At 65.3% G+C, this 14,792-nt stretch carries 13 protein-coding genes; all 13 read left to right on the top strand.

Annotation, left to right across the window (positions count from 1 at the left end; translation table 11 throughout):
* Window positions 1-5 precede the first annotated feature (5 nt).
* The 13 genes from M3P21_RS16375 (at window position 6) to M3P21_RS16315 (ending at window position 14,760) form a co-directional block, all read left to right on the top strand.
* The gene (locus M3P21_RS16375) at window positions 6-323 is read left to right on the top strand and encodes a DUF6614 family protein (protein ID WP_249711582.1); all 318 of its coding nucleotides are present in this window, start codon (window positions 6-8) and stop codon (window positions 321-323) included.
* A gap of 187 nt (window positions 324-510) precedes the next feature.
* A complete protein-coding gene (locus M3P21_RS16370; protein ID WP_249711580.1) occupies window positions 511-756 on the top strand; it encodes a hypothetical protein in 246 nt (81 codons plus the stop codon).
* On the top strand, window positions 753-2,786 hold the full coding sequence (locus tag M3P21_RS16365; protein WP_249711579.1) for a hypothetical protein: 2,034 nt from the start codon (window positions 753-755) through the stop codon (window positions 2,784-2,786). Before M3P21_RS16370 ends, M3P21_RS16365 begins: the two co-directional genes overlap by 4 nt.
* Window positions 2,779-3,987: a hypothetical protein gene (locus M3P21_RS16360; protein WP_249711577.1), complete on the top strand. Its 1,209-nt coding sequence runs from the start codon at window positions 2,779-2,781 to the stop codon at window positions 3,985-3,987. The genes M3P21_RS16365 and M3P21_RS16360 overlap by 8 nt, the downstream gene beginning before the upstream one ends.
* On the top strand, window positions 3,984-4,280 hold the full coding sequence (locus tag M3P21_RS16355) for a hypothetical protein (protein ID WP_249711575.1): 297 nt from the start codon (window positions 3,984-3,986) through the stop codon (window positions 4,278-4,280). Before M3P21_RS16360 ends, M3P21_RS16355 begins: the two co-directional genes overlap by 4 nt.
* Window positions 4,280-5,299: a hypothetical protein gene (locus M3P21_RS16350; RefSeq protein WP_249711574.1), complete on the top strand. Its 1,020-nt coding sequence runs from the start codon at window positions 4,280-4,282 to the stop codon at window positions 5,297-5,299. Before M3P21_RS16355 ends, M3P21_RS16350 begins: the two co-directional genes overlap by 1 nt.
* Window positions 5,296-6,654, top strand: coding sequence for a S8 family peptidase (locus M3P21_RS16345; protein ID WP_249711572.1), 1,359 nt, complete (start codon window positions 5,296-5,298; stop codon window positions 6,652-6,654). The genes M3P21_RS16350 and M3P21_RS16345 overlap by 4 nt, the downstream gene beginning before the upstream one ends.
* Entirely contained in the window at window positions 6,651-8,804 is a 2,154-nt protein-coding gene (locus M3P21_RS16340; RefSeq protein ID WP_249711570.1) for a hypothetical protein, read from the top strand. The genes M3P21_RS16345 and M3P21_RS16340 overlap by 4 nt, the downstream gene beginning before the upstream one ends.
* A gap of 30 nt (window positions 8,805-8,834) precedes the next feature.
* Window positions 8,835-9,944 carry a hypothetical protein gene (locus M3P21_RS16335; protein ID WP_249711567.1) on the top strand — a complete coding sequence of 370 codons (1,110 nt, stop codon included), beginning with the start codon at window positions 8,835-8,837 and terminating at the stop codon, window positions 9,942-9,944.
* Between the two features lie 12 nt (window positions 9,945-9,956).
* A complete protein-coding gene (locus M3P21_RS16330; RefSeq protein ID WP_249711565.1) occupies window positions 9,957-11,210 on the top strand; it encodes a hypothetical protein in 1,254 nt (417 codons plus the stop codon).
* A 3-nt stretch (window positions 11,211-11,213) separates the two neighbouring features.
* Entirely contained in the window at window positions 11,214-12,152 is a 939-nt protein-coding gene (locus tag M3P21_RS16325) for a hypothetical protein (protein WP_249711562.1), read from the top strand.
* Window positions 12,149-13,540 (top strand): hypothetical protein, encoded by a 1,392-nt coding sequence (locus tag M3P21_RS16320; RefSeq protein WP_249711560.1) that lies wholly within the window; start codon window positions 12,149-12,151, stop codon window positions 13,538-13,540. Before M3P21_RS16325 ends, M3P21_RS16320 begins: the two co-directional genes overlap by 4 nt.
* Window positions 13,537-14,760, top strand: coding sequence for a hypothetical protein (locus M3P21_RS16315; RefSeq protein ID WP_249711558.1), 1,224 nt, complete (start codon window positions 13,537-13,539; stop codon window positions 14,758-14,760). The genes M3P21_RS16320 and M3P21_RS16315 overlap by 4 nt, the downstream gene beginning before the upstream one ends.
* Window positions 14,761-14,792 lie beyond the last annotated feature (32 nt).

Below are 14,792 nucleotides of genomic sequence, written 5' to 3'. Positions count from 1 at the left end.
GCGGTATGTTCGGTGCGTTCAACCTGCGCGATGGTCACGACCTCACTTCGTTCAAGACTGCCTTCGACCGGTTCAGCGAGCATCTTGTTCAGCAGGGTTTCGTGCATGCGTGGCAGGTCTGGCACCGCGCCTATCACGACGGCTATGACGCGCGCTTTCCCGAGGTTTCGGTTCTGGTTGAAATGCGGTTTCACGATCATACGGCATCGCTGGCCTGCTGGAACTATGTCGAAGCGGGGACCGAACCGCTGAAAAGCCAGCATATCGCGGTGAACCAGCAGGTGAGCGATCCGATCTTTGCGCTGTTTCACGCGCTCCGGTAACCTCCTTTCAGATATCGTAAAGCTGTCACATCGCCGGATGCTCGTGCCGCGCGGAGGGATTGTTTCCCCACAACCAATTGAATTATCTCGCTTACCCCTGTGATAGCTCTGTGATCCTGCGGTGAGAATGCGGTGTCGCGCCCAGTGCAGACTGGTCCGGAACCCCTGCTCTGAGCCCGAGTCCCACGTGTCCCATGCCCGCCACACCCAATCCCATCGTTTTGTCGTGATCTACCGGTGCGAACCCCGAGAGATCGCTGGCGCCGCCGAGGTCTGGCGGGGTTGGGTCGAACGTATTCCCAACCCCCGTCAGCGCGCCGAGGCTGGTCAGACCGAAGAGCGGATCGGCTTTCACGAGTTGCAGGAGTTGCCCGCGCTCATCACCCGGCTGATGGACGAGGCTACTGCCCCCGACAGGAGAACCCGCCCATGAATATCTCATCCTCTCCGTCCCGGCCCATGCCTGCCCTGCCCCGGATCAGCTCGGGCGACCCGTCAGCGGCGATGCCTGTCACCGTGTCACCCTCGCGCCGCGAATTGCGGCGCGCCGATCCCTCGCTCTCGTTTCAGGTCAGCGCACCGGGGATGCGGTTTTTCGACGTGATTGTCGCCACTGAACCGACGCTGTTCGACCCGGCCGAGGCGCATCGCCGGACGCCCAAGAACTTCCGCTCGTCCCGGCAGGATTTTCAGGGCCTGCCCATCGAAATCGAGACCGGCTTCTACATGCTGCCCCGCGCCTTTGTCCGGGATGCCATCAGTCAGGAACCGCGCCCGACCCGGTTGTTCTATCTGGCGGTGGCCTACCCCGATGAAACAGCCACGGACGGCATCTATTCCCTGCCCCCCGACCGGTTTGCCGACGCCCCGTTTGTCAGCCTCGCCGGCGATCTGAGCGCGGCGAGCCTGAGTCATGTTCTGGGGATGGCGGTGCATCGTTTGGGCTCGGTCGGACCCTCCGGTCGGGTCATGGCGGTCGCTCCGACCCCTGCGCAAACGCCATTGCCCCGGATGATCGGCGGGTTGCCGGTGCAAGCCCCAAACCCGCAGATGCAGATACCGGTCGCCGCGCCGGAACCGGTCAGCGTGCCTCGGGCCGGTGCCATCAACGGCTCAAGCCCGGTGGCACCCGGCTCTGTGAACAGCCCCGCGCCGGTCGCACCACAGCCAATCCAGGAAACGCCCGCGCAAAACACCGTTCCCGTGGCCGCAGATCCGGCCTCGCAGAACGGAGCGCCTGCGCCTGAAATCGTGCCCCCTCAACCGCAAACCGATGGCTTCATCGATGATGACTATGCCTATGGCCTGGGGTCCGGCACATCCGCCGCGTTCCGCGACTATGACGCAAACGCTCCGGAGGAGGCCCCGCTGCCGCATTATGATGATGGTCTGGGCCCAATGAACGGGGCCAGCGAAGCGCCAGTTGCACCGCCGCCCGCTGCAGCGCCGATCCCGCCATTGGACGACACGCCACCACCCGCGCCGACGACCGGAACCGAAGCACCGCCAACTCCGGTGCAGCCCGCCCCTGTCCCGACGCAACCGACCCCCACTGCCGCTGCACCCGCCGCAGGTGGTGAGGGTTGGAAAGACGCGCTGGTCCAGACGGTTCTGGCCGAAGGTGCCGCTGGTCGGTACGAGGCGCTCAATCTCGACGGAGCGTTCCGGGGGCGTCAGGGCCAGACACATCCCTATTATCAGCGCGCCCATGACGGGTTGTCATTGGGGCCGCATCAGGCCGGTCAGGACAGTGGCGAGCTGGGTGAATTGCTGACGCTGATGCAGGCCTCCGACCCCGGCGGGTTTGCCGCCACATTCGGCCCCGCTGCCGATCAGCTGATCGCGGCCACAACGGTCGCTGGCCCGCAGAGCGGCGATGCGCCGGACGGGCGCGGCGCGCGGGTGCAGCCCGTCGAGGGCCGCGACATCTGGGAGGACCCCTGGATCGACCGGTTCCGCAAGGCCGCGCAGCACCCGCCCTTCCAGGCGGCAATGCGCGCCCAGATCATCGCCAGGCGGCTGGACCCGATGCTGCCGGTGGCCGACGCTCTGGGCATCGCGAACCGGCGCGGTCAGGCGATGCTGCTGACACTGGCGATCCGGAGCGGTGTGCCGCAGGCGATCACGCTCAGCCGTGCGGCGATCAACCCGTTCGACACACCCGCCAAACTGGCCGCCGCGCTGCAAGCAGTGGGGCATGACAGCCTGAACGCCTTCCAGACTGCGCAAGGCCTCGCGCCCACCGAAACGCTTGACGACGCCAGCCATTTCGCGCTGTTGACCGCGCTGCGCGCGTTAGGCCCTGAGGCACCGGTGCAAATGCCCGACCCGGACTCCACCCTCGATACGCTGGTCACCTCGCTGGGGCCGGGTCCGCAGGGCGATGCGCTGCTGAAACTGCGGGTGACGCCTGCCTTCCGCGAGACTGGCACCACTGCCGCACCGGGGGCCGCCCATGTATGACCCCCACAGCCACGCGCAGACGCCGCATCTGGACCGGCCCGCGATTGACGCGATGCTGGCGCAGAGCAAAGCCTGGCAGGGCATGTCGCCCGCCGATCGAGACGACATGGCGCAGGCGATGTCCAAGGTCTTTGGCTATCTGGGCCAAAGCCCCGCCAATGCCCCGGCGCGTCAGATGGCCCCCAATTTCAACCAGATGCGTGGCAGTGGTGGCGGCGCGCAGCCCCCCACGCAACAGCCTCCACCCCCCGCAGGCGGACCCGCGCCCGGCGGCGCTCCTCCCGGCGGTGCGGGAGGCAGCAACATCTTTCAGGACGCAGGCGACGCCACCCAGACCATGCTGGGTGCCATCGGCTTCCCGGATTTCTGCGCCTCGCTGATCCAGGGCACGTTCCAGGCCATCGTCGACAGCTCGATCCAGCAGATGGAGGCCTATTCCAACCTGCTGGCCGAGACCGCCAAGACCGTCGATGTGTTCATGGAGGACAATATCTCGGACGATATGGCCCGCGATCACCTGACCTCGAATTACGGCGATATCTTCCAGAAGGATATCAGCTCGGGCCAACCGCAGATGGCGGTGAACACCCAGGCCGTGGGCGCGGGGCAACTGCCGAGCTTCCTCAAGGATCTGGGCTTTGACAGCCCGATGGATCTGGACCAGAACGCGGTCGAGCAGGTGGTCGTGCCGCAGACCCGCAAGACTCTGGCCGAAATGCGCCACCAATCGCTGGCCACCATGGTGATGATGGGGATCAACCGCATCGTCGTCTCGGATGGTGAGATCAATGCCAAACTGGTCTTTCACATCGACGCCAGCCAGAGTACCTCGCTCACGTTTTCCGACTACAAGCCAACCAATTGGTCACTGGCTGGGCAGCTGGGCTCGAACCAGTTCGCGGCAAGCGGGCTGCTGGTGAACACCACCAACATCAACGCCCAGTCCGAGATCAACATGAATGCCGATCTGACCGGTGAGGTGCGGGTGCGGTTTCGCTCGGACTACTTCCCGCTCGAACGCTTCGCCGACAGCGCCGCGATCCAGCTCATCAACCAGAACGCTCATGTGGCAACTCAACCGCAACAGCAGCCCGAGGGCGCGGTACCGGGTCAGGGCGGTGAGACCCCGCCGCAACCAGCCGCCCCGTTGCCGCCGCCACCACCCTTGCCGCCGATGGACAGTAACGGAGGTGGGACATGATCCGCGCGACGCTGGCTCAGACCCTGACCGCGCTGGCCGATGGCGCGACGCCCGACCATCCCGGCCTGTCCGTGACCGAGGCCAAGATCGACCTGCCGCTGCTCGTGTCTCTGGAACATGGCGCAGACGGCCCGGTCTTTATCGCCCATCCACCCTGGTCGGCCTTCCGGTCCGGGTTCGAGCCGGTGGCGCATCGCGCACGGCTGACGATTCACGAGGCACCGCCCGACATACCTCCCAAGGCGCTGCCTGAAACCGCAACCCCGGCCACCGGACCAGACGAGGCGACGTGATGTCCCCCGCTGGTGGCTATCCAATCGAGGAGTTTCTCGAGGCGATCACCGCCCAGCTTGACCAGACGCAGGATGCGCTGCGGCTCAAGGCCGTCAACCGCCCCCTGACCTTCGCGCTGAAGGATTTCAACGTCGATCTCAAGGTATTCGTCGAGATGGATCAGGCCGGGCGGGTCACCTTCCGCCCCGCCGCCCCAAACGAAGAAGGAGCCAGCACGGTGAGCATCGGTTTCACCACCATAACCCGCCCGATGATCGAGGAGAATACGATCTCGATGGAGATGGCGAATGCGCCCACTCTGGACGAGCTGGGACTGGCCCCGGATGAGCGGCGGCAACTGGCGCGAGTCGGTGTGCGCAATGCCGCCCAGCTGCGCAATCTGGAGCGCAACGCGGGCGACGAGGGGCTGTCGCGTCATTCCGGCATCAATCTGGGCCGCATCCGGGGTGCTCTCAACCTCGCGCGGCCGCGGCTGAGCGATGTGGTCGACCCCGAAACCGCGACACCAGAGGTGCCGATGCCCGATTCAGCGGCGCCGGACCTGCCGCCCCCGGACGTGCCGCCGCAGCCGGGACCACCAACCAATGGCGTGACCCCGCCACAGCCAGACCCGACACCACCGGCGCAGCCGGGTGGGTTCTGGCCACCGCGCGGCCCGCTCTCTCCGGTTACACCGCAGCCTGAGCCGAAGATTTCCGCGCCTGTGGGGCCAGGGCCCGAACAATCCACACCTCCGATTTCGAACCCGATTGCGGACCGGCTGCGGCAGCGCCGCCGCAAGCTCGCGATCAAACCCGATGCCCGCAATATCGAGCTGCGGGGCAACAATCTGACCGATGGCGGTCGCCTGCCGGTGGCACGGCTGGACGGACAGAACCTGAACCTCCTGACGGCGAAGCCTTCGTCTGTCTCTTTCTCCCTGCCGCAGGGCTGGGCCATGGGCCCCGGTCGCCTGATCGTGGAAATGCCCGATGGTGAGATGGAGGATTTCGATCTGACCGGAGGATCGGGTACATGAGACGCAGCGGTCATCTGCAGCTTAAGCTACGGCAAGGCGTCGAGACCCGCGCACCTGCCCATCTGGATGTGCTGGACGGCGCCCGCCGGGCGTCCGGCTCGGTTGATGGCAGCGGAAATGTGGACCGCGCGATCCTGCGCCAGACCACCGGCATGCGGGCGCGCCGGGTGTTCCATGCCGGTGTCCATGTGAACCGGATTGGCCAGCGGGACGCTGATTACAACGATCTGGAAACCGGACTTGGCCTGTCACAGGTCCTGTGCATCGAACTGGCCGAACCTGCATGCGCCGATAACGTGGTCAAAGCGCTGCGCGATGCCGATGCAGTGGATTGGGTCCGTACTGAGCCGCTCTCCACCGTACCGCCTGTTGCCGAAGACCACGGCACCGCCGATCCCCGCGCCCCGTTCGATCATGTCGGGGCACTGGCGGCGCTACGGATTGAACCCGGCTCTTCTGACATTGCTGTTGCAGTGATCGACACCGGCGTGGCGCTGGAGCATGCCGAATTCGATGGCCGCCTTGTGGCTGGGTACGACACGGTTGATCTGGGCATGGGCCAGATCACCGAGGGCGTCTCGCTGGTTGGTGATAGTCTGGGGCGTGATTTCTGTGCGCGGGATGAGACCGGCCATGGCAGCCACGTCGCGGGCATCATCGGTGCGCGCGGACTGTCGATGACCCATGGTGTCGGCGGCGCCTGCCGGATCGTGCCGGTGCGCGCGCTGGCCGCCGCAAGGGCAGGCGAAGGCCCGGTTTTTGGCGTTGGCGGGTTGTCCGATATTGACGCTGCCATCAAAGCCGCCGTCGATCTGGGTGCCAAGGTGCTGAACATGAGTTTTGGCACCGCGCGCGACGATCTCGACCCGCTGGCCCCGCCGCCCCATGCAGATGCGATCGCCTATGCCACCGCCCGCAACGCCATCCCCGTTGCCGCCATGGGCAATTCCGGCCTGAGTGAAGCCTATTTCCCCGCCGCCCTACCGCAATGTATTGCCGTGGGTTCGATGGCGCTGGATGGCCGAGTCTCGGCTTTCTCGACGCGTGGCCCGCATGTGGCGCTCTGCGCGCCGGGCGAGGCGGTGCACTCCACCAAGCTGCACGGCTATGGCCGATCGACCGGGACCAGCCACGCCGCGCCCTTTGTCTCTGGCGCTGCGGCCCTGCTGGCCGCCCGCGCGCGCAGGCGCGGCCATGACCTGACCACCGAAGAGGCCCGCCAGGCGCTGTGTTTTTCCGCTGACAATCAAGGCCGCCAGCCGGATGAGGATACCGGTTGGGGTCTGTTGAACATTCCCGCCGCGCTGGCGCGGCTCGACGCAATACTACCGGCATATGAGGAGGTAAGCCCATGAGCTTTATCGACACCGTCGGCGAGGACGGGCTCGCCATTCTGTCCCGCTATGTGATGCAAGGTTCCGCCACCGAGGCCGAGAGCAAGGCACTGGCCGAGATCGCCGAAAGCGCCTCGGCCCATATGGATATCGACATGCTCGAGACGGTGACCGTGCAGCTGCGCGAAGCCCGCGAGGATCATGCCAGCCTGCAGGCCGCCGAAGCCGCCTCGGCGCTGGTCGCGCGGGCCATCTGCATGGCCCAGCTGGCCGATGCCAATGGTGAGGTCGAAAAAGACAGCGCCAACTGGCTGTCGCGCAATGTCACCGCCGCCAGCGTGCATCAGGACCGGGTGCGCGGCATCTGGCGCACCGCCGCCGATCTGGGGGCCGACCTCGACACACAATTCTTCGAGCATGCGCTCGCGTCCGCCCGTGAGGGCAAAACCATTCAGCCTGCGCCGCGGGCAGATACCCAAACCCCCGGCGACACGGGAACGGAGGATAAAATGTTCGACCCAACACCCATTCGGGACGAGATTCTTGAAAAACTGGCATTCAACCCGGCGGGTCTGCCGCCCGCCCTGCGCGACACCGCCAATCAGCGGATCTATGTCGATGCGGTGGTGACCTCGGTCGCGCTGCTGGGGCATGGCCCCAATGATGGCGATGACGCGGCGGTCTGGTCAGCGGCCACCGCAGCACTGATGCTGCTGGACGGGCACTACAACCCGCAGGATTCCCGCTTTTTTGCCCATGCGCAAAAGGCTGTGGCCGAACTGTCGGGCAGTGCCGCCGAATCCGGCACCGTCGCGATCGACAGCCACAAGAGCGGCGAAATCGACAATGACGGCAACGAGTTGTTCCTGCAGATGACCGCGCCGGATCCTGAACAGACCCAACGCATTGGGTATTTTGTCCGGACCTGGCAAATTATCCGCCGCAGGTTGGGCGAAGGCGACAAGGCGTTTTTCCAGTCGCTCGCCGTGGCCACCCGTAAAGCGGTCGACACCTATCCTGAGCATCAGGGTGACATGACCCTGCTGACCCCCACCGTGGATGCCGCTTACAATGGCGATGTCGCCTCGGGCGGTTCGGGTGGCGGCGGTGGCGTGGCCAATGTCGATCTGCCGCCGCTCAACGATCCGGCGGGTTTCAATGACGAGATCGAGCGCGAGAATATCCGCGCCGTGTCGACCATCTATGTCGGCTACCAGCTTGAATTTGCCATCAAGGCCTGCGCCCGGATACTGGAGCTGTTCGTGGCGGGATTGCTGCCGATCCCGGCCTCGGATGGCTCGGCGCGGGTGCTGGACAATCTTTATTGGGATCAGGACGACCTGCTGGACGAAGGCGCGCGGCGCTCGATCTATGCCCGCGTTCTTGGTGCGCCGGGGGGCGAATTGGCCTTCGATATCCAGCCCAATACCGAGTTTAACACGCTGCTGATGCGCTCAGTCTCGGCGGTGGCCGAATATGAGCGCCAGCGCAGTCTGGTCACCCAGTTCGACAATGCCGCACGTGGCCGCCGGTTCCAGCTGACCTCCGGCGAGTTCGTGCGCAAGGCGATCCGCGATTTCGCGGCCAATGTCTCGCTGCGGGGCTGGGCGGGGACCGCCTTTACCGCCGAACGCATGGCGCGCCAGATCAAGCAGGTAATGAAAGTGCTCGGTCTGCCCGCAGTCCGGACCGCCTTTGGTGTCACCACGCCGTGGCAGGTGATCGAACGGGTCAGCCAGCGCGAGTTCGGCATCACCGTGAACACCGTGCTGCATCGCACGCTGGCCGTCGAAACCCAGAGCATCATGTCGGTGATCGCCGAAAACCACACCGTCTGGTCGCAGGGCGCAGCAACGCCGCTGTTCTCTGACACGCAGGCCAATGAGGGCGATCTGAGCTATGCCGACTCTGTCCGCCTGGTCAATGCGGCGCAGCATTTCCGCGCGGTGACCGGAATCGGTGATAGTCTGATCGACGAATATTCCGAACCGGTCGAGACCCATGCCGCACCCAGCCTGCCCGACCTGGGTGGCATGAGCGGAATGGGAGGTATGGGAGGCGGCGCAATGCCCCCGGTCGACATGACCGGCGTGAATGCGCTGCGCGATCTGGTCAATAGCGGGCAGACGCCCCGCCCCGATCAGATCCTGTCCATGTTGCCACGGCTCTGATCCGGGGAACCAGCCTGAAGGGAGGGTCCGATGACCTATCACACCCGCGCCGCTGACGCCGCCAAGAATGTACTGCATACCGCCGCGCAGCGCCTGATGACCGCCGATCCCACCTCGGACCAACAGGTGGCGCGTGCGCTCGACCGCTCGCTGGACTGGTCGCTGGGCGATCCGTCTCTGGGCGCGCAGGCGTCACGCAGCTTTGCGCCGAATTTCTCCGAAACCCAGTCCCGCGCGCTGGCCTTTCAGGTCACGCCAACCGGGCGCGGAATCAGCGCCGGAGATCAGCGAGAGATGACCAACGACACGGTACGCTCGATGATCTACAGCCATTTCGGCCATGACCCGCTGTGCTGGTATGATCGGTGCTCGGAACCGGCGCGGGCGCGCTATGGCGTCTCGGCCTCGGGCGGGGCGCATTATGCCCTTGGCGTCGATGGATCGGGCCTGCGAGAGGTGCATGCTGCCTTTGAGTGGGGGCCGCAGACGCTTGAATTGCTGCCCGCGCCGGTGATGGCGCTGGCGCAAACTGCCCTGACCGCCCTGCCCGGCTTGCGCCCCTTCGCGACGGTGATCCGCACCTCGGCAATGAGCGGCGGGCAGCAGGTAGCCTTCGAAATCCCTGGCGAGACCTCGCTGGAGGCGTTCAAACCGCTGATGGAGGCCTTCGGGATGGGTCCCCGCCATGGCGGCTTCCAGACCTTGCTGGCCTTTGTGCTGGGCGCAAGGTTCAGCCTGCCGGAACGTGCGGCGACGCTGACGCTGCTCAACACGCCGAAAGGGCCGGAAATGCGGGTTGACGTGAATATCGACGCCCTGCCCGACACGCCCGAGCAATTGCTGCCGCTCTTGCGTCTGCCGCTGACAGAGCGTCCGCAGAACCTGTCCGCGCTCGATAGCTGGATGACCGCGATGACGCCGGATGGCTATTACGGGCCAGGTTCGGTCACCGTGCTGTCGGTGCGCGTGCGTGCCGAAATGCCCGCGCGTCTGGCGCTGTTCTTGCGCCCCGTCGCGATGGAGACCACCCCGGCGACAGCCCCCGAGCCACCTGCCCCGATTCCCGCCCCGCCACCCTTGCCGGGCAATGGCGCGCCGGTTGCGGCGCAGGCCGGCTGGCCCCAGCCCCGGCTCAATTGACGGAGGTCCAGAATGATGCACCCCTCCCCCAACCCGCCGCTGCAGACACCTGCAGGTCCGATGGACGACACGCTGAACCATGTGCGCCAGAACGTGCGCAACGTGCTGACCCGCTCGGCTGCCTTCCGCGCTCTGCCGCCCGAGAAACAGCGCGAGGTGGCGCGCGATACGGTCAAGGTGGCCCGCTTCATCACCGATGCGGGTGGCGAGACCGCGGGCCTGCCGATGTCTGTCTTCATCGACAACCCCGCAGGCAGCGCTCCCGCGCAGGCGCTCGCCGAACCACCCCGGCCCGGCGCGCCCAATCAGGGGCAACGCGGGTTCTCCGGCGCCGGTGTCGATTTCCAGAACGCGGCCACCAAAAACGCCGGGACCGACTTGGCCAGCGTCATTGATGCCGTTGATTTTCCACAATTTTGCGCTTCGCTGATCGAAGGGGTGTTCAACGCGATCGTGCAGACGTCGATCCAGCAGATGGAGGCCTATGCCACCATGGTCGCCAATGTCTCGAAATCGGTCGATCAGTACATGCAGGACAATGTCTCGCAGGAACAGGCGATGGACCAGATGGTTTCGGGCAATTCCGACCTGTTCGAGCAGGACTGGAGTGGCGATGCCCCCGGTATCGCACCGCGCTCGGACGCCAATGAGGATCAGATGGGCGGCTTTCTGCAAAGCCTCGGCCTGCCCTTCGATCTTGATCCCGGCGACGAAGAGGTGATGCAGCAGCAGGTCGTGCCTGCGGTGCGTAAAAACATGGCGATGGACCGGCAAAAGCTGCTGGCCACCATGGTACTGATGGGCATCAACCGGATCGTCGTTACCGATGGCAAGATCCAGGCCAGCTGCGTGTTCTCGATCGATGCCAGGGACGTGCTGCGTCGCAATCAGGAAATCGATACAAGTTTTGAGCAGACCTACAACAAACGCCACAACAAGAAGAAGCGCGACGGCTGGTGGATATTTGCCAAGAACCGCGAATCCGAGCGTACACGGCTGAACGTCAAGACCGATATCGACACCAACCAGACCGATGAAAGCGAAAGCAAATCGACGCTCAAGGCCAAGCTGACCGGTAATGTGGATCTGCGCTTCAAGTCCGATTATTTCCCGCTGGAAAACATGATGGACATGCTGGGCACCAACGAGACGGTGATCACCCAGGTCGCGCAGCAGCCCACACCGCAGCAACAGCAGGCAGGGGCGGCCCTTCCGCTGCCACCTGCGCCGCCGCTGCCACCACCCCCCGCCGGTATCGGAGGCTGAGCCATGCCCGAACCCGCCGCCACGCTCTCGCGCTCGCTGGACCATGTGGCCAGCCTGCTCGACCGTGCGCGTCCGGGGTTTCCGGCGGCGGTGGCTATGGGGCTGGGCGGCGATCCGCTGTTCATCGATCTGCCGGAGTATCGCGGCGGCTTGGGCGGCCAGATCAGCGCCGAGGCGTTGCAGGTGGTCGCTGCGCTCTACTTCTCCGCCGAGATCGAAGGCACCTATTTGATGAGCGTGGCTGAGGAACTCGCCGCCAACCGCTTTACCCTGAACCTGACCGACCGCGAGGCGGCAGAGCGGCTGGAACGACTTGCCGATGCGATGCAGCAAGGCTGGGTGGGCCGCGATCTGCGCAATCAGATCTTCGCGCGGGTGTTCGGGGTGGGCTATGCCGACCCCAATCTTGGCGACACCGCCGTCAATCGCGAGTTTGAGCCGCAGCTTGCGCGGTTCTGCGTTGCACTGCTGCGCGCGGCGCAGTCACTGGGGGGCTATAGCTCCTCGACCGGGACGGCAATGCGCGCCGGAGTGGCGGCGCAATCGCTGCTGGCTTCGCTCAGCGGCCGGATGCAGGGCAATACGCTGATCGTGGCCGAGCGGCTGTCGCAGCAATTGCGGGTCGCTCTGAATGCGCTCAATCATCGGGGTCTGGCGACGCTGTTCCGGGGTGCCAATGCCTGGGATGTGGTGCGCAATGTGCTGGGGCCGGACACACCCGATCTGGCTGGTCACATCACCCGTGCCCAGACTGGCTTGCGTCTGATCGGCTGGATGGCCGATCACCTGCCCTCGTTGCGCAGCGCTGACAGCCGTGCGATATCCGCCGCCATTTCCAGCGAACCGCAGGCCGCGGGTTGGGCCGAGCTCTGGCTCACTGCCGCCGGGATCGACCTGGCATCACAGCCGACCCATCAGAGCGCGCCGGGGTGGTTGCAATGACCCGTTTCAACAGCCTGCCCGCCCCCTATGACCGCGCGCCTTCCCCCGAGGGTATCCGACCGGGTGCCGAGACCGTCTCGCTGGTTCAGACTCAGATCGACGCGCTGCTGAACCGCACACCCAGCTATTATGCGCTGAGCCAGACGGACCGCGACCGGATGCGTGGCCAACTGACCGATATCAGCGCCTATGCCGCCGAACTGGCACGCGATGCCTGGGCCCAGACCCAGAAGCTTGGTCAGATGCCGCTGGTGCGGCATGAGCGCACCTATCGCCCAGTCCCGCAAGACCAGCCTGCCCCGCAGGCGCAACCCGTCGCCCGCACGCAGGCGGCGCGTGCAAACCTGCAGACGGCGGCCACCGGTCGGGTCGCCGATATCACTCAGTCCACCTTGCGAGCGATCGCCTTTCCGACCTTCGTGGCGGACCTGATCAATGGCACTTTCGACGCCATCATCGGGGCCACGATCAAGCAGATGCGGGCCTTCATGGAACTGGTCGAGAATGTCTCGAAATCGGTGGCCGAGTTCACTCGCGAAAATATCACCGACAATCAGGCGCGGGATTTTCTGGTGCAGTCCTACCCGGATCTGATGCAGATCGACACCTCCGAGGAAACGCCCCGCGTCGGCCTGACCGAGGCGGGCGAAGAGGCTGAAGGCAGCGCGCTGGAGGGGATGCAGGGCCGTCTGGGTCTGCCCGACCCGGTCGCATCGCTGGACGAAGAAACGATCGAGCAACACCTGGTGCCCGCCGCGCGGCGCCGTCTGGCGGAATCGCGGCTGCAGATGCTCAGCTCGATGGTGATGCTGGGGCTGCAGCGCATCGTCATCCGCCACGGCCGGTTGCGCGCCACCATGGGGTTTCATATCGACGCCAGCGACCGCGCCCATGCGGAAGAGGCCTCGACCTTTGACTTCAGCCACCAGAACTCGGTGCAGGGCATGTTCTATGTGGCGTTTTCGGCGCGCACCTCGGTGGCTTATGTCAGCTCGCAGCAATCCGACAGTGACAGTGCCATCAATGTGCAGGCCGACCTGACCGGTGAGGTCGATCTGACCTTCGAGACCGACTACCTGCCGCTCAACCGTCTGGCCCGCGCCGAAAGCATCGAGCGCATTCGCGGCAACACCCCAAACCCCGAGGCCAACCACCCGATCAACGCCGTCGCGGGCATGACTCAGCGCAACGCCAGCGGGCCATCAGCGGCGCAGGTGGTGGCCGACCGCGCGCAGGCCCATGCCGAACAGCCCGCCCCGACCATCGCCGATGGCCTGATCGACGCCGCAGGCCAGGCCGGGCGCGCCGCAACCGGGGCCGTGGGCAGCGCCGTCGGTGGCGCGGTCGAGGGTGCTGGCGCCACTGTAACCGGAGGAGGCGGCGGATGACCGAACTGGAACAGCTTCAGGACACCAACCCGCTGCCCGGCCCGTTCGGCCAGAACACCGGGCCCGAGATGACGACCTCTCCGGCAGTGCAGGCGCTGGCAGCGGGTCAGGTCAAGGCGCTGTTGGAATCCGCGCCCGCGTTTTACCAACTGCCTGCCGGGGCGCAGTCGAGAATGCGCGATGATCTGGAACGGATCACCACCTATACCGCCACGCTGATCGAGGATGACTGGACCCAATCCATGAAGCTCGATCAGACCCCGGTGGTGCGCGAGCGGCGGGTAGTGGACGGGACCATGACGCCCCCCGCCGCCATGACCGCCCCGGCGCGCGCGCAGGCCGAAGGGTTCCAGCCCGACCAGGAGGGCGGCTTCACCCCTGTCGCGGCCTCGAACGTGGCCCGGATCACCGAGGACACCCTGAATGCCATCGCTTTCCCGACTTTTGTCGCCGACCTGATCAAGGGCACATTTCAGGCCATCGTCGACAGTTCAATCCAGCAAATGGAAGCTTATGCCGAACTGCTGTCCAACGTCGCCAAGACGGTGCAGCAATTCGAAGCCGACAACATCACCGACAACAACGCCCGCGACTGGCTGGCGGGTGCTTATCCGCAGGTGGTCCGGCTCGATACCTCGTCGGGCAAACCACGCCTGGTACCGCAAGAAGGTGCAGAGGACGCGGCGCAGCCGAATTTCCAGGGCGACCTGAACCTCGGCGAAGAGGTCACCAGCGTTGACGAGGAAAGCATCGAGACCCTCCTCGTACCCGCTGCGCGCCGCAAGATCGCGCAATCGCGCCAACAGACGCTGGCCACGATGGTGCTGATGGGCATGAACCGCATCGTCATCACCCGGGGCCGGATCAAGGCGTCAATGGGGTTCCGCATCGACACCACTGACACATCGCGGGCGGAATCGGCGCAGAAATTTGACTCCAAGACCGAAGCATCCGCCCGTTATGGCTGGTTCCTGTCGCCGGTCAAAGCCTCGATGAAAACCACTGTCAGCTATGTCTCAAGCTCCAAGAAATCGTCCGAATCCGAGATCGACGTTTCGGCCGATCTGACCGGCGAAGTCGACCTGCGGTTCAAGTCCGACTACTTCCCGCTGGAACGGTTCGCCGACACCGCCGTGATTGCGCAGATCCAGGAAAACACACCGAATCCGGGCGCAAACAAGCCCATCACCGGCGCACCCGGAGGGCAGCAACAGCAATGACCCTTTGCGCCGGACATATCCCTCAATTCCCG

The sequence above is a fragment of the Ruegeria spongiae genome (assembly GCF_023502395.1).
Lineage (GTDB): Bacteria > Pseudomonadota > Alphaproteobacteria > Rhodobacterales > Rhodobacteraceae > Ruegeria_C > Ruegeria_C spongiae.
This window is presented reverse-complemented; position numbering and strand designations above follow the sequence as displayed.